Annotated in this window: 8 protein-coding genes; 3 read left to right on the top strand and 5 right to left on the bottom strand. The window is 72.0% G+C overall.

All coding sequences use genetic code 11. The features are described 5' to 3' along the window. Window positions 1-14 precede the first annotated feature (14 nt). Genes O7543_RS00925 through O7543_RS00945 form a run of 5 tightly spaced genes read right to left on the bottom strand, consistent with a single transcriptional unit; the run spans window position 15 to window position 8,757 of the window. Window positions 15-2,564, bottom strand: coding sequence for an RAMP superfamily CRISPR-associated protein (locus O7543_RS00925; RefSeq protein WP_281550632.1), 2,550 nt, complete (start codon window positions 2,562-2,564; stop codon window positions 15-17). Then, complete coding sequence (csx19, locus tag O7543_RS00930) at window positions 2,557-3,126, bottom strand: CRISPR-associated protein Csx19 (protein ID WP_281550631.1); 570 nt, start codon at window positions 3,124-3,126, stop codon at window positions 2,557-2,559. The genes O7543_RS00925 and csx19 overlap by 8 nt, the downstream gene beginning before the upstream one ends. Beyond that, window positions 3,123-4,757 carry an RAMP superfamily CRISPR-associated protein gene (locus tag O7543_RS00935; RefSeq protein WP_281550630.1) on the bottom strand — a complete coding sequence of 545 codons (1,635 nt, stop codon included), beginning with the start codon at window positions 4,755-4,757 and terminating at the stop codon, window positions 3,123-3,125. The genes csx19 and O7543_RS00935 overlap by 4 nt, the downstream gene beginning before the upstream one ends. After that, a complete protein-coding gene (locus O7543_RS00940) occupies window positions 4,754-7,120 on the bottom strand; it encodes an RAMP superfamily CRISPR-associated protein (protein WP_281550629.1) in 2,367 nt (788 codons plus the stop codon). The genes O7543_RS00935 and O7543_RS00940 overlap by 4 nt, the downstream gene beginning before the upstream one ends. Further along, window positions 7,120-8,757: a hypothetical protein gene (locus O7543_RS00945; protein WP_281550628.1), complete on the bottom strand. Its 1,638-nt coding sequence runs from the start codon at window positions 8,755-8,757 to the stop codon at window positions 7,120-7,122. Before O7543_RS00945 ends, O7543_RS00940 begins: the two co-directional genes overlap by 1 nt. 459 nt (window positions 8,758-9,216) lie before the next feature. On the opposite strand from O7543_RS00945, the gene O7543_RS00950 reads away from it, so the two are divergent. The 3 genes from O7543_RS00950 (at window position 9,217) to O7543_RS00960 (ending at window position 16,306) form a co-directional block, all read left to right on the top strand. Beyond that, a complete protein-coding gene (locus O7543_RS00950; protein WP_281550627.1) occupies window positions 9,217-11,484 on the top strand; it encodes an AAA family ATPase in 2,268 nt (755 codons plus the stop codon). Continuing rightward, complete coding sequence (locus tag O7543_RS00955; protein WP_281550626.1) at window positions 11,481-12,758, top strand: restriction endonuclease; 1,278 nt, start codon at window positions 11,481-11,483, stop codon at window positions 12,756-12,758. Before O7543_RS00950 ends, O7543_RS00955 begins: the two co-directional genes overlap by 4 nt. A 125-nt stretch (window positions 12,759-12,883) precedes the next feature. Continuing rightward, the gene (locus tag O7543_RS00960; protein ID WP_281550625.1) at window positions 12,884-16,306 is read left to right on the top strand and encodes a hypothetical protein; all 3,423 of its coding nucleotides are present in this window, start codon (window positions 12,884-12,886) and stop codon (window positions 16,304-16,306) included. The last annotated feature ends 43 nt before the right edge of the window (window positions 16,307-16,349 follow it).

Consider the following 16,349-nt stretch of genomic DNA (forward strand, 5'->3'; position numbering starts at 1 on the left):
GCCCGACAGCCTGTTCACCGGCGTCCGTCGCCCCGGCCGCGGTCGTCGTACCGATGGCCGTTGCCGCCCTGGCCTCGGCGGCCACCCATCTTGCGGCGTCTGGGACGCGGAGGATCGTCCTGCGGCTCACCCGGCCAGGCTCCGCCTGGTCGGCTGCCGGTAGACGCGCCTGGCTGGCTGCCCTTCGGTTTCCCCGGCCGGATGCCGGTCGGGTCGTACGGCAGCGGCAACGAGCCAGGGTCGGACAGCTCACGCAGCGACAGCCGTCGCCCGTATTCCTTTCCGGCCTCGTTGCCGATCTTGTCGTTGGCCACCCACCAGTCGTAGGTGGTGTTGCGCGGGGTGGCCGGCACACCCGCCGGCGAGCCGTCCGCTTTGCGCGGGTAGTGCACCGGAGCGCCGACGAACCCGTACGCGGCGTTGAGGAACTCCTCCCGCACATCGGTCAGATGCTCGCGCAGCACGTCGTCGTAGCTGGCGACGAGTTGGCGGGCCGCGCTCAGGTCCGCGTCAGCGGGCGGCGGTGACAGCGACAGTATGCGGTAGCGGTCCAGCAGCCGATCGCCGGTGAACAGCCGGGTGTCGTCCCAGTCGACTTCGACCCGTACCGCGCCGAAGCCCAACGGCTTGCCCAACCCCAGCTTGAGGCAGGCGCCGTCCGGTAGCGACAGCAGCCACAGCAACGCCCCCAGCTCGGTGCCGGTCAGATTGTCGACCTGAAGGGTGAGCGCGAACGTGGTCCCCGGCTTCACCCAGTGCGACACCGACGTGGTGATCTCGGTGTTGTCTCTGGCGTTGCGGTCGACAGGTGGGCGAGCGTACTCCCGGAAGCGGGTCCGCCCGCCGACCGTCACCGGTCTTGGCTTCGGCGGTGCGGGACCGTTCGGTGTCGCCGGCCGGGGCGGCTGAGCCGGCGGCGTCCAGTAGTCCGCCGCGCCCGGCTCGCCGTCAACCACTTCGGCGTGGGTCAGATAGGTCTTCCGGCCCCGCAACCGGCGAGTGTCGGCGGCGGCCGGGTAGCCTTGTTCAGCGCGCCGATCCGGAGCCTCCAGCGGAGCCCCGTTACGGTCGCCGAGATAGAACAGGAACTGCGACGGTTTCGGCCCGTTGAGCACGACCAGCTCCAGTGGGCGGATGAGCCGATGAACCCTGTCCTTGCTAGGCACCCCGTCGCCGTCGGGCGGCAGCACCCTCAGGTGCCCCCGATGTGCGACCCGTGAGTCGTCCTCGCCTTGGCGTACCCAACCGAACACCCGGTCCGCCGGGGACAGCAGGTTGCGCTTGTCGGCCGGTCGGTGCCGCCCGGGGAGGCTGACTACCGGCGAGCCGGGAAACGGCTTACGCCCGATCATCGCCGGATACAGCCCGACCGGCTTTCCGTCGGAGTCGAGTTCCACGTACAGCGTGTCACCGACCTGCAGCGTCCGCCACCGCTTCGCGTCCCACACGTAGCTGCCGTAGCGGACTTTCAGGCTGCTTTCCGTCTCGTGGGCGCGCTCGTAGGAATCGATTACCGCTCGCCAGCCGTCGACCAGGGCCTTGCCGACGGTCGGGGCCGACAGTCCCGGCGTGGCCGGACCCTCTTTGACCTGCGTGACAACGAACCGTTCGAACCTTTTGCGCCCTTCGCCGGCCGGGAATGTGCTGCCGGTGACATGTAGCCGCCCCCGGACCCGCACCAACGGATGGTTGGTGACGGTCAGTCCCGTGTTGTTCTTCTTTCCCCTCGCCTGAGCCTTCCGCGCCCGTTCTATCGCCCGGGCCTGTTCGTCCTGGCGGTCGGCGACACGGCGCTGGTCCGCCACCGACTCGTCGCACAGCTCGCCGGGCCGGGCATAGACCGCGACTCGCCACAGCGGATACGGGCCGAGTAGAGCGAAGTAGATCCACGCCTCCATCTCGGGGCTACGCGTCGATTCCTGCGAGCCCGTGACCGCATGACCGACCTTGCCGCTGCAGCCGCCGACGCACTCGCAGGGCAGGTCCATGGGCGCCCACACCGCCGTCTGCACGGGCTTTTTCAGCGGACCGCCCTGCCAGTCCTTCGGATCCAGTGCATCGACCACCTGCAGCGTGGCGCTGCCGTCCCCGTTGACCTCTGTCACTACGGCGGGTCGCAACCGCTGGGCATGGTCGGTGGTGGCCCGGATGGCCAACTGCTGGTCGTGGCCGGTGAACACGCCGAACCGTGAGTTGGTGACCGCCTCGTACGCCGACCGCAGCGCACCCTTGACCGCCGAGCCGGCCAGCACCGGCCGGCCGGCGTGGTCGACCCGTACCGGCAGCGGCGCGTTGGTCGCGGTGTCGTCGGCCGCGCGCCGTCCATGGTCCGGGATCAACATCGGGGTACGGGCGGTGACCCGGACTCGAATCGTGCCGGTCCACCGGTCCGGGTCGTACCTGTCGTGGCCGGCCGGCGGCCCGTCGGCCAGCTCTGCTGGCAGGGCGTCGCGGTCCGGGATGGACACGAAGCCGTACGGGTTGAGGAAGTGCCCCTTGGCGTCCTTCAACTCGGCCGGGCCGGCCGCGTCGATAGGGCCGACCGGCCGGTGCTGATCACTCATCGGGCTTTGCCTCCTCGGTTGCCTCGCTGTTGGGGTGCGGACGGGCGACCAGCCCGACCAGCCGTTCGTCGATCACGGCGACGTTGCCGTGTCTGTCCTCTTCGAGGTACTCGACGACCTGCAGCCACACGAGGTGGCCGTGGGTGGGTTTCGAGCCGCCGACCGGGACGTCGAGCACGCCGATTCGGGCGTCGTGCAGCGCGACCCAGCCTGTTGCGGGCTGCGGATCGACCGCTACTCCCCACAGCAGCCGCTCGTGCCGCGGCCGTTGGCCGGTAGCGCCGTCGCTGACCTGCACCGCCGTGCCGGTTCCGGCCGAGGTGTTCCGCCAGCGCAACTCGGTGTCGGTGGTGAACGCCCGCAGCTCGAACACCCCGGTCAGATCGAGTGCGGCTCCGTCGGGGCCGGTGGGCACCCCGTCGGCGTCGAACCGGAACCAGCGGACGTCGGCCGGCCGGTAGCAGAACCCGATCCCCGGCCCGGTGTCGTGAGCGAAGCTCTGCAGTGCCTGACCCACCGGCCCGTGGCCCTGGACCTTCTGATGGCGCGCGACGGTACTCACGCTTGCCCTCCTGTCGTTGCCGCCAGCCACGCCGTCATCAGTGGCTTGGTCACCTCGTCGTCGGCCAGCACCTCGGCGAGGGAGCGGCCGTCGAGTCTCCGACACCAGCCGGAGCGGGCGTCGGCCTGGAACCGCACCCTGTTCGGGTCGACCCGCACCCCGCCGGCGCCGCGCGTGGTGCCGTGGCCGAAGCCGAGCCAGCCGTCGCACAGGTCCCGCAGAACCAGCAGCAGCAACGCCAGTGCTGCCCGTCGGTCGTCGTCGGCGCGTGCGCTGGTCGTCGTCGGATCCTGGTCGAGTTGGTCCACCGCCAGGTCGAGCGTGATCGGCTGCCACGCGTCAACCGTGGTGGCATGCGGCTCCAAGGTCGCGAACAGCAGCGCGTCGGCGGCCCCGCCGGTCCAGCGGTCCACTGCCACGTGATGAGCGATGGTGAACTGGATTCCGTCGACCGTAGCGTTCAGTTCGTCGACCGCGCGCTGCAGTGTGCCCAGCGCGGCTCGTACCTGATCGGTCGTGCGCTCCGGTGGGTTGCCGCCGTCGGGGCCGTGCGCGTTCTGGTGAACGGTCTCGTCGAGGCGTCGCTGCAGCAGGCGTACCGCGTCCCATTGGGCTGTCGGCAGGGCGGCGTTGCTGACGCAGGTGGCTACCTGCAGGGCACCCCGCCGCCCGGCCGGCAGGTCACGGTCCTTGCTGTCACGGGCGGCGGCGGTGCCGAACAGCGCCGCCACCGGCCCGAGCCCGTCGGCCCGCATCTGGTCCAGGAACTTCTTCGGAGCGGTGGCGCCGGTCACCGTACGGGTGATCCGCTCAGCGTGACTGCGCAACACTCCCTTGATCGAGCTGCCGGGCAGCTCCAGATGGGTGCGGTCACCGTTGCGTCCGGTCAGCGGAAACGCACTGACCACATCCCCGTCGGCGCTGACCTGCACGGCGAGTGGACCGTGCGGGCGCCAGGGCACGCTGATCCGCAACGTCCCAGGCGGCACCGCCTCGGGATCGGACTCCGCCAGATCGACCTTCTGACCCCCGCTGCACAGCGCGGCGAGCATGCCGGCCCGGGTGGCCAGATCCGATACCCGCAGTACGGCGTCCTCCAGCCGGACCAGGCCGAGTCCCCGCGTGGTGGCTGCCCCGACGCTGATCCCCGGCCCGCACAGCCGGGCCGCGACGGTGCGGGCGAGTTTCTCCGCCTTGCTGGTGGAGTCGTCGGTCGGGGCATCGACGACCATCCGGAACTCGAACCGGGTGCCGGCGGGCAGCACCTCCCGGCTGAACAGGTGCCCCTTGGCCGCCACCCCGTGCACCCGGTCGATCGACACGTGGTCGCGTAGCTCGACCTGGGGCTTGCCGACGGCGGGGGCGTCATCGATCCGCACCCGGGAAGCCGCCCCGCCGGTGCCGTCGGGTTTCGGCGCCAACCCCCACAACAGGTAGTCAGGCGCGCCTGCGGCCCGCAGCGTCGAACGGATCACGCCGGCCAGTGCGGTGCCGGGCAGCAGCGGCCGGCCCGCTCCGTCGCGGGCCTGGACCAGCTGTGCCGGCCCGGCGTCGAGACCACCGATGTGCACCGGTGCCTGGGCGACGAGGGTGCCGGTCAGTTCCCATCTGCTGGTTACCGGGCGGCTCATGCCGGCGCCTCCTCGTCGTTGTTGACCTCCGGACTGTCCGCTGGTCGGTTGCGGCGCTGCTCGGCTTCGGCCCGCACCACTTCGGCGAGCAGCCAGCCGACTGCCTGCCGGTGCAGTTCGTCGGGGATCCCGCTGGGCGGCCGGACCCCCAGGTACGACCAGAGCGCCTCCGCACCGGACACGAGCTTTGTCAGCCGGTCGAGCCGGTCGCCACCCCAGATCTCCTTGCGTGACCGGTTGCGGCGGGTCGCCGCGACCCAGCCTCGGATCTGCTCCGGGCCGCCGTCCTCGGCGACCCGGTCGGCGAGGGTCCGCAGCGTGCCGAGCTGCGCCGCGGTTGCCCGTGGCGGCACGAATTCCTTGCGTACCTCGGCGCTGGCTGCCCGGACCGCCGCGGCGCGATGCAGCTCCCGGTGCCAGCCACGGTGCAACAACTCGCCGACGACGTCGCAGCTGCCGGCTTTGACCACCTCGATCAGCGCTTGGTCGAGCAATTGTGGCTGCAGCGCCAACCGGCCGTAGCCCTCGGCGGTCCGCTCACCGATCCCAGCCGCCTCGACCCGGCACAACGCTGACTCGTCGGGCACTCCGGTCATGTCGAACCGGAAGACGCTGCCGCCAGCCAGGCCGGTCAGCGACGGTCGGGGCATCGACCAGCGCTGCTGCCACGACTCGACCCGTCTGACGGTGGCCAGCTCCACCGGTGGCTGCCCGGGAGCCGGATCGGGCAGTCTCAACTCGACACCCAGCTCCGTGCTCAGGGCAGCCGCCAGCGCGGTCGCGTCAGCCAGTGGTTCGCCGGCCGGACCGCGTAGCAGCAGGTCCGACAACAACCAGACGACGAGCTGCTGGTCGGTACGGATCTCGCCCCGGGCAGCCAGTCGTGGTGTGCCCGGGTCGAGGACGTCGACCTTGACGTGGCCGTAGTCGTCCTTGCGGGACCGGCCGATCCCGTGCTCGCCGTCCAGCCAGTCGACATCCAGCGCCGCGTCGGCCGGGAGCCACAGCTCACAGCGCAGCACGGTGCCGGCGGCGATCGCCTGGTAGACGAACAACCCTCCGGAGTCCTCGGTGGGCCGCTGCGTGCCGTCGTCGACAACGGCGTGGGCCTGCGTCACCAGGTCGACTTGCGCGAGGTGGATGCCTTCGGCGCCGGCGCGGACACAGAAGTCGTCATCCGTGCGTAGGCGTCGGCCGTCGTCGTCACGTGGTTGGAAAATGTTGACCAGTGTCTGTGGGTCGCCGGGCCGGCGCGGCCGGGCGTCCTTGTCGTGGTGCAGGGCGCGAGGTCGAGGCAGTGTCCGTTCGCCGTTGACCTCGATGGTGGCGTTGGTGACCACCACCTGGCCGCCGGTGATCAGCTCGGTGGCGCGCCTGCCGAGTGCCTTCGCCACCATCGGCAGCAGTGACGTGCCCGGCACGTACTTGTCGGTCAGCACCATGTTGCCGATCACCCCACGGGCGACCAGCAGCGGAGTGAGCGCGGTGATCCGCAGATCGTGGCGGTGTCTGAGCTGCTCGGTCGCCCGGGCACCGAGCGTGGTGCCGGCCGGGTCAGCGCTGGTGCCTGCCAGGATCGCCGCAGTCGGCTCTTTCGCCTGGTCCACCTGGTCGAGCAGGGCGGCCAGGCGGGGACCGGCGTGGCCGTCAACGCTGGCCCTGTCCCCAGCGACGGTGACCCGGCAGCGCCCGGCGCCCCGGCGCCGCTTGCCGCCGACCGCGTCGACGAGGCGGGCGGCCGCCCGCAGCAGCAGCTCTGCCTCCCACGGCACCGCATCGTCGGCGGCGAGACCGGGGAAGACCAGCTGCCAGTTGGCGGTGACGGTCAGCCCGACCGCCGCCCGCTCCTCGATGCGGAACGTGTCGTCGGCAGCGGTGTGCCGGTCGGTGTCGATCGCCACCCCGGGGCGCAGCAGTACGGCCGCCTCCCGGGCCAGTGCCTGGTTGCGCTCGTCGAGCGCCGCGATCGCCTCCCGTACCGGTGCGGCGAGACGCAACGGCCGGGCCTGCAGCGTCGCCGGCACCGGCATGGTGCGAGGCTGCGGACCGGCGTCGAGCTGCTGCCGGGACGACGCGCCCGGCTGGCTGCCGAAGACCGCCTCGACCCAGGCGTGCCAGGTGCCGGTGGTGCCCTCATCCAGTCCGGCCGCGACGGTTTCCGCCGTGTCGCGCAGCATCGCCGCGAGTGCCTTGCCCCGCAGCATCGGCAGCCCATCGGCGTCCCGCTGCACTTCGCGGTCGACCGCGCCGTGCCGCCCGGTGCCGGTGCCGCAGGCCCAGTCGCTGAGAAACTCCACCTCGACGGTGAACGGCTGCTCGTTGCGCAGCCCGGTGCTACCCGTCAGCTGATCGATGTCGGCCATCAGCGCAACGCCTCCTGTCGTGGCGGCTGCCCGCCGGTACGGCCGGCTTCGCGGTTGGCGTGTGGCGCGGTGCCGGTGGCCATGTCGATCAGGTCGACCGCGCCGAGGAGCCTGCTGAACCGCACCTGCTGTCGCTCGCCGTCTGGCGAGGACTCCTCGGCCGGCTCGTGCACCAACAGGTGCGCATCGAGGAACGGTCGCGCCGTCGCCGGGTCGGGTGCCCAGACGGCGACCTGGTCGCGTGCCCGCTCGACTTCGGCGCGTCCTGTGAGCAGCGCCTGCCGCAGCCGGTGCAGGGCGCTGCGGGGCAGCACCGGCGGATCGTCCTCGCTTGCCTTGCTCAACTCATCGACGGCGCTCCGCAGCAGGGCGACATCGTGGGCCGCCGCCCAGCTGCCGGCCTGTGGCGTACCGATCACGACCGGGCCTGGCCACAACCGCGACAAGGCACGAGCGCCATCTGGCACGGTCAGCGGCGTGCGGATCTGCTCCAGACGCTGCCCGACGGAGTCATGCAGGACATGGAAGTCCAGCGCGCCGCAGCGATCGTCGATCCGTTTGATCTGCTTGGCTGAGGTGCACAGATCCTCGGCCAACTTGTACGCCTGGCTGAACGGGTAGTGCGGCTTGACGTACGCGATCCCGGCGCAGGCGGTCAGACCCGGATGCTTGCCGCCGGCCAGGACCTTTTGGACGACCGGATGGCCGGCGGCGATCTTCGCGAATTGTTCGACGAAGGTCGCGGTCACGTCGAACGCCGGCCGGGCGTCCATCACCACGGTCACGTCGTCTCCGCCGACCACCAGGGGCAGTAGCCAGTTGTCGCGGCCCTGCTGGGCGGCGACCGCCTGCTTCAGCGCTTCCAGCGTCACCTCGTCGAGGGCTGCGCTGAAGGCCCGCAGGTTGTCGAGGAACTCCGGACCGGGTTCTTGGGCCAGCTTCTGGAAAATGGCGCCGATGCCGTTGCCGTCGGCGTGCATCACCGCGACCCAGCCGGCGTTGCTCACGCCGTCCGCCAGTTGACTGGCGCTGACCACCGCTTCCTCGCCGAGCCGACTCGCCATCCGCTGGCGGCCCGCGTCGCGCTGCTGCCACGCGGCATCAACCCTGGCTGATCTCGAGTACGGCCTGGTGCCTTCGTAACCGAAAGCGGTCGACGGCTGACCTGAGTAGTGGCAGGGCCGGGTGAACGGCAACGTCGGGTGCCGCAGCAGTGGCGACGGACGCCGGCTGCGCCACGCCGCCTGCAACTGGTACGCCCGGAGGAGTCCTTTCCCCAGCTTGTCTTCGGTGACCGACGTCGGATCCACGGTCCCCCAGATTTCCAGGCCCGGTGCCTCGTCGAGGGCACGGCGGGTCACCGCCCGGATGACCGCCCTGCCGGCGTCCTCGTCGTCGGCAAGCAGCAGCGCTTTGCCGGAGGCGGCCACCACGATCTCGACGACGGGTTCGGTGTGCTCTTCGTTGATCTTGTCAACGGCGGTCTTCACCCACTCGGTGCCGCTCCGGAAGATCAATTCGCTGGCCCCGACGTTCACCGCCTGTTTGTTGCTGGCGAACACGTACGCCTGATTGGCGCCGGTCTCTATCACCACCCAGTGCCGGCTTCTGCTGCTCGCTGGAGATTCGCTGCTCATCCACATCCCTTCGTCTTGCGTGTCCTTGTCGGACGGCGCGCGGCAAGGCGGGCTCCGTCGCCAGACCACCGGCGTCTCGGTCGTACAACGTGGAGACGTCGGTGGCGGAGCGCGCGCTGCACAGAGGGCAGCCGGCAAACCTATCCGATGGAGTGCGGTGGACACAGCTGGTTCGCCGGGCAAATTTCAGACACTTCACGTCGCGCGGAGCCTTGACCATGTCCGGCCGAGCTGTTGCTCTCATTCCGAACACGGAAGTGAAGCCAAGCAGGTTTCAATCCGGTACGGGCAACCGTGTGGGTCGATGGTATTTGATCTGTGCCGAGGCAAAGGGCTGGTGTGCTTGGAAGGTTGGCCAGATTCAGCTGTCTGGTCTCGGCGTAGCCTCGGTCGTTCGGCGCCAGACGCGACCGACACCGTGGATACCCGGCCCTCGGCGATGTCGTAGCGTGCACGGCCGTGGTAGACGTCTACGCCGCCGCCCGGCGGATCATCGAAGCGGGCCTTGCCGCCGACGACTCGGCATTTACTCCTGGTCGTCCGGTCTGGACAGCTGAGTCGGCCGACCTGCTGGAGAAGTATTTCGTGCAGCGGCCGGACGCCGGCACCGGCAGTTTCACCAGGAAGCTGCGCGGGCAGCTCGACGGCGTACCGGCGACCGCAATCCAGCTGATGGCCGAGCTGATCTACCTGCATCTGCTGCTGCCCCGCGACCTGGGCGGGACCGTCAAACGCAAGGTGATCGGGGCTGCGTTGACGCTGCTGCCGGAACCGGTGCGGATCCCGGCCGATCTCGACGCGGTGCTCGACCACGGGCGGGTCAAAGCCGGCGTGGCCTACCTGACTCAGCGGGACCGGCAGATCGCCTGGCTGGTCCGGGTGCTCCAGGCGTGGAAGGCGTTGCCGCGCGACGAACAACGCCGCGCACTCGACGATCCGTGGAAGTTCCGCGAAATCCTCGACGGCGTGCCGATCAACGCCGCGTACAGCCAGCGGAACCTGCTGCTCAACCTGGCATTCCCGGATGTCTTCCCGGACATCGCGTCGAACAAGCACAAGAAGCTGATCGTCGCCGCCTTCACCCACCGGCTCACCACTCCGACCGGTGACGTCGAGCGTGACCTGGTGGCGATCCGTGACACCCTCAACGCCGAGTCACCCGACCAGACGGTGCACTTCTACCACCCGCCATGGGCGGACCGCTGGCTGCCGTCAGCGGTGGCGGCCGCCACCACCGGACAACGTGGCTGGCTGGTCCGCAGTGCCCGGGTGCACGGCCGCAACCTGCTCGACGACTGGCTCGCCGACGGATTCTGCTCCATCGGCTTCACTGAACGGCTCGACGGTGAGATCGCCGGCTCCAGGGCCCAGATTGTCGAACAGCTGCGGCAAGCCGCACCGGACCTGACTCCGATGCAGCGGGCCATAATGGCCGGTGTCCTTGACCGGTTCCACAACCAGATGAGCGAAGGGGACATCGTTGTCGCCGGTGACCGGCGTGGCCTCTACATCGGTGAGGTGACCGGCCCGGTCACCCGGGTCGCGTCCACCGATGACCTGTCCAATCTGCGCCGTGCCGTGCGATGGGCCAACCCGGCCGCACCGGCCGACCGCGACGAACTGTCCGACGCCGCCCGCAGCAAACTCGCCGGGTACCTCAGCGTCGCAGGCCTCGGCATGCACACCGCCGAGTTCGCCGCCCTCGCCGGCATCGGCGAGGGCGACGACGCCGACGGCGGGTCCGCCGACCTCGACGGCGAGGACGTGGCCGACTTGGCCGACCTGGCGGCCGAGCTGCCGGAGCCGACCACTGCACTCGCCGAACGGCTGTTCATCGACCGGGAGTGGCTGGCCGAGACCGTCGACCTGCTGCGGGAGAAGAAACAGATCGTGTTGTACGGGCCGCCCGGCACCGGCAAGACGTACCTGGCACAGGAACTCGCCCGCTTCCTCACCGGCGAGGCCGACAACGCGTACCGGCTGGTGCAGTTCCACCCGTCGTACGCGTACGAGGACTTTTTCGAGGGCTACCGCCCCCGGCCGGCCGACGACGGTAACGGCGTCGGCTTCTCCCTCGAACCCGGCCCGTTCAAGCAGCTCGTCGAGGACGCCCGCGCCGACCCGGCGCAGCCGTACATCCTGATCATCGACGAGATCAACCGCGCCAACCTGGCGAAGGTCTTCGGCGAGCTGTACTTCCTGCTCGAATACCGCGACCGCAACATCGCCCTGCAGTACTCGCCCGGCGACGACTTCGACCTGCCGCCGAACGTCTACCTGATCGGCACGATGAACACCGCCGACCGGTCGATCGCCCTGGTCGACGCGGCGATGCGCCGCCGGTTTTACTTCCAGTCGCTGTTCCCCGGCGAGCCGCCGCTGGTCGACATGCTGCGCCGCTGGCTCGACGACCAACAGTTGCCGGCCAACCGGGCCGACCTGCTCGACGAGCTGAACCGCCGGATCGGCGACCGCGACGCCGCTGTCGGCCCGTCGTACCTGATGACGTCACGGGCCGCTACCGCCGACGGTCTGGCCCGGATCTGGAAGACCGCGATCCTGCCGCTGCTGGAGGAGCGCCACGTCGGCGACGGCGTCGACGTGCGCGCCCGCTACGGCCTGGACGTGTTGTGGAAGGCGCTCGCCGACGGCGGCACCTCGGCGGCGACCCTGACGGCGGTCGAGCCGCCGGAGCCGGTCGAGGAGACCGGGGACGAACCCCAGTGAGGCTGCTCAGCCTGGGTGAACACCAGACCCGCGACTACGACCCGGTGCCGAAGGCCGTGGCCGAGGCCTTGGCCGCCACCGGCCTGGTCCGGGTCTCGGCCACCCTGGACGGTCGGCTGCGGCTGCGAGCCGGCTCCCGCGTCGGCGTGGTCCGCGTCCACGCGGGTCAGGCGGGCGCGGGCCGGTCGGGCGCGGGTCAGGCCGGATCCGAGCCGGCCGTCGAGGTCCGGGTACGCCCGAAGCTGCCGATCGGTCGGCTGATGTGGCTGCTCGGGTACGCCGACGACCAGCGTGGCTGGCGCGACGAGTCGGTCGGGCTGGCCGAGGAGACCGACCTGGTGCCGGCCATGGCGGTCGCCTTCACCGCCGCCTGTTCCGCCGCGTTCGCCGCCGGGGTGCTGCAGGGCTACCAGGTACGCGAGGAGGCGTTGCCGGTGCTGCGGGGCCGGATCCGGGAGGCCGACCAGGTCCGCCGTCGGCTCGGTTTCGCCCCGCCGCTGGAGGTCCGCTACGACGACTACACGGTCGACATCACCGAGAACCGGATCCTGCTGGCAGCTGCCCACCGGCTACAGCGGCTGCCTGGCGTACCGGCGGTGACCCGGCACGCCCTGCACCGGATCGTCGCCGCGCTTGCCGACGTGACCCCGCTGCCGGCCGGCGCGGACCTGCCCGCCGGAGCGGCGTTGCCGACCACCCGCGTCGACCGGCTCACCGCCCGCTACCAGCCGGCGCTGCGGCTGGCCCGGCTGATCCTGGCCGGCAACAGCGTCGAACAGCCGCCAGGCCCGTTCGCCGCCACCGGCTTCGTCTTCGACCTCAACGCGGTCTTCGAAAGCTGGCTCACCGCCATGCTGCGCGACAGCATCGAGTCCCGGTACGGCGGCCGGCTGCGCGCCCAGCACCAGTCGCACCTGGACACCGGGCGGCGGATCGGGCTGCGACCCGACATCACCTGGTGGGACGGGTCGTCGTGCCGGGCTGTCGTGGACGCCAAGTACAAGTCGACAGAGTGGGGCAAACCCGGTGAGACCGCCGGGCCGGGCCGTCCGCCGAACAGCGACATGTACCAGATGCTGGCGTACTGCACGACGTACGGGCTGAGCTGCGGCCATCTGGTGTACGCCGCCGGCGGTCCGACCTCCGGCAGCTACCAGCTGACCGGTGCCGGAATCCGGGTCGACGTGCACCCGGTCGACCTGTCCGCGCCGATTGCCGAGATCCGTCAGCGGATTCACGCCCTCGGCACGGCCGTCGCCGAGCCGGCCGGATAGCCGCTTTGATCCACTTCGGCTGATCGACGCGACACGCCGAACCACTGTCTGAACAACCGCAGTGGATCACTTGCGCGCGACGGAGGAGCGGATATCCGGTTGCTGGCGGCTGAGACGATCATCCGGTGCCGCACTCCACCGCCGAACTGCTCGCTGCCCTCGACCCGCTGACCCACCACGCCCGGATGTCCGCCCTGGCCGGGCACGCCCGCCGGCTGGCCGCCACCGGAGACCTGCCCGCCGTACTCGCCGACCTGACCGGCGGCGACGCCCACCAGCGGTTCCTCGGGCTCACCATGGCGGTGATCGTCGGCGACCAGGCGACGGTGCGGGCCGGCTTCAGCGACCCGGACCGCCGGCTGCGGGCGGTCGCGGTCACCGCGTACCTGCGCTCCGGCTGGGCCGACCCCGACGAGGTGGCGGCGCTGCTGCACGACGCCCCGGCCGACCTGCGGCGCGCCGCGTACCGGACGCTGCGCGCGGCCCGCCGCGCCGACCTCGCCGACGCGCTGATCGACCCGGTCCGCGCCCGGTTCGGTGACGGCGAAGCCGCGGTCCTGCTGCCCGCCTGCGGCGCGGACACCGTCGCCCGGCTGCTGCCAGAGCTGTCGTACGCCGTCGTCAACGGCGCCGCGCTGGCCCGCCGGCACCCCACCGTGCTGCTCGACTTCGCGCAGACGCAACTCGCCGCCCGGTCCCGCGCCGCCCGCGACACCTGGTGGTCCGAGTGGGGCCGCGCCGTGCTGCACACCGCGCAGCGGCATCCGACGCGGGTGTTCGACCTGCTGGAGCGGTACGCCCCGACGACCAGCCTGCCCGGCGCGACGACCGCGTACGGCGTACTGACCGGCGCGGATCCGGCGCGGACCCTGCGGCTGCTCACCGCCCCGGCCCGGGCCGGCTGGCTGCGCCGCCAGCAGCTGCCGTCCGGCCTGCTGTACCGGCTGCGCGACGCCGACCTGACCGACCTGGTGCCGCTCGGGGTACGGCTGCGCGGCACCGACCGTGCCTTCGCCCGGCTGCTCGCCGCGCTGGCCCCGGCCCGTCGGGGCGAGCTGTACGACGCGGTGACGGCCGACGTGGACACCGCCGACGTGCTGCTGTCGGAGCAACTGTTGACCGTGCTGCCCCGCCACTGGCAGCACCGGGAGGTCCGCCGGATACTCGACCTGGACCGGGTCCGGGCCAGCGAGGACTGGACGCTGACGTACACCGCGTTCCTGCCCTGGGCCGAGGCGGAGTCGGCGCTGGTCGCGGCGGCCCGGCGCGCGGACGCCACCGCCCGGGGCACCGGCTACGCGCTGCTGCTGGCCGCCGCCGGCCGCAGCGGCGACCCGGCGGCCGTCGCCGCCGTCGTCGAGCAGCTGCGCCGGCTGCGCAACGACCAGGACCCGGTACGGGCCCGCGCGTTCACCGCGTTGTCGCAGGTCGTCGGCCTGCTCACCCCGGCGACGGTGCCGGCGCTGACCGACGTCGTCACCCAGGCGGTGGCCGCCCGGGACACCTCGTCGGCCAGTCTGACCGCGATCGGCGGGCTGGCCGGCCAGGTGCTGCGCCGGCACGCGGCGGACCCGGCGCTGGTCGGCTGGGCGATGCAGACCTTCGACACCCTGTACGACGGCCAGCAACTGCCCTTCCTCGGCCGGCTCGACCAGGTGCTGCGCCGAGGCCAGGAGCGCGACCTGTTCGACCGGATCGCACCGTGGATTGAGGGCGCGGCGGCCCGGGACCGGTTCGAGCCGCTGTTCGCCGTCGCCTGGTCGCTGGGCCGGCGCGCCTGGCGGCTGCCGCACCTGCAGCGGCTGCTGCGCCGGGCGATCCACCCCGGCGTGGTGTCGGCGGTGTTCCGCCGGGCGGTGACGCTGTGGCTGGCCGACCCGACGACCCGGGCCGACCGGGTCGGCGAGGTACTCGCCGTCGATGTGTCCACGGTGGAGATCCACGAGGTGTGGCAGGCGATCTGCACCCGTCGCACCGACCTGCTCGACGAGGTGTTCACCACGCCGCCCGGTAAGCGGACCGGCAAGTTCCTGTCCGCCGGTGCCCGCTGGGTGCCCGGCCCGGCGCACCGGGTCGCCCGGTGGCTGCCCCGCCACCAGCAGGCGTACGCCGACCTGCTGGCGTCGATCGCCGCCGACCGGAGCATGGCCAAACACCATCGGGTACGGGCAATCAGCTGCGCCGCCCCGGTGCCCGGTGCCGGCTGGGCGGTCGTCGCCCGGTACCTCGACGCGGCGGACGTCACCCTGGCCGAGGCGGCGCTGGCCGCGCTGGCCTGGACCGACCGGCCGGACGAGGCGCTGCCGGTGCTGCTGCGGCACGTCGACGACGACCGGGCCCGGGTCGCCGTCTACGCGGCCGGCCGTACCGCCCGGCTCGTCGCACCGTCGACACTGGTCGCCATGCTGACCGACGTCGCCCTCGGCGCCGGCAAGGTGACCAGCCGCAAGCAGGCGCTGCGGCTGCTCGCCCGGTTCGGCCCGCCGGAGGCGTTCGACGTGGTCACCGCAGCGTACCAGCGGGTGGACCAGCACCCCGACGTGCGGGCCGCCGCGGTCGCCGCCGCCCGGCAGCGGCCCGACGTGCCGGCCAGCTGGGCGATCCTGGCCGGGGCGGCTGGTGTCGGCCGGCCCGATTCGGCGGCGCCGTCGCGGGCTGAGGTGTCGGCGCTGCTGGACGCACCGCCGTCGACCATCGCCGAGCCGGACCGCCCCCGGTACGCCGCCCTGGTCGTGGCCGCCGCCAGCAACCCGGACCCGGAAGCGGCCCGGCTGGCCTGGGCGGCGTTGCCGGCCTGGGCCCGCTGGGCGCCCGAGCTGACCGAATTGACCGTCGCCGCCCTGACCGACCTGGACGACCCGCACCGGTGGGCGTCGGCGATGCGGGTGGTGATCCGGCTGCTCGACGAATCGGCGGCGGCAGTGGCAGTGGCAGCTGACGGGTCACCGCCGGCGGTCGACCGGTCGCCGCTGGTGGCCGCGGTGGCCGCGCTGGCCCGGCTGGACCGGGCCGACGACCGGCCGGGTGACCCGGCGTGGGACCGGCCGGCCCACCGCCGCCTCGACCGGGTCGTCGACGCGGCGGTGCGCTGGTGCCGCGACGCCGACCCGGAAACCGACCGGACGGCGGTGCGGGCCGCCGCGCGTACCCTCGCCGGTTTTGCTGATTTGACCCCGCAGGCGGCTCGGCTGCTCACCCACCTGGTGCCGCTGGCCGCACCGACCGCGACCCCGGTCGCGGCCGAGTTGACCGCGCTCGCCGACCTGGTCGCCGACCGTCCGGTGCTGGCTGGCCGGCTCGCCGAGACGCTGACCGACCAGGTCCGCCGCGCCGAGGGCAGCTGGGAGCCGGCGGTGCTGGTCGCCGTCGTCGGGGCGCTCGCTGAGCGGGGCGACCTGGCCGGCGGGCTGTTCGCGGTGGCGCTGGTCCGCGCCGGTGACCGGTACGGCTGGTCGCCGCCGTGGCGGTCGCCGCTGCACCGGCTGCGCCGCCACCCGGTGCCCGACGTCCGGTCGGCGGCCCTCGACATCGCGATGGCGTCCGGCTGAGCCCGACCGGGCGTTGACCTTGCCCGGCTGCCGCACCATGATC

The organism is Solwaraspora sp. WMMA2080, assembly GCF_027497395.1.
Classification (GTDB): Bacteria; Actinomycetota; Actinomycetes; order Mycobacteriales; family Micromonosporaceae; genus Micromonospora_E.

Excerpts from the sequence above, each read along its gene's own strand:
- O7543_RS00925 (WP_281550632.1), bottom strand. The coding sequence starts at position 2,564 with ATGAGTGATCAGCACCGGCCGGTCGGCCCTATCGACGCGGCCGGCCCG.
- O7543_RS00935 (WP_281550630.1), bottom strand. The coding sequence starts at position 4,757 with ATGAGCCGCCCGGTAACCAGCAGATGGGAACTGACCGGCACCCTCGTC.
- O7543_RS00945 (WP_281550628.1), bottom strand. The coding sequence starts at position 8,757 with ATGAGCAGCGAATCTCCAGCGAGCAGCAGAAGCCGGCACTGGGTGGTG.
- O7543_RS00940 (WP_281550629.1), bottom strand. The coding sequence starts at position 7,120 with ATGGCCGACATCGATCAGCTGACGGGTAGCACCGGGCTGCGCAACGAG.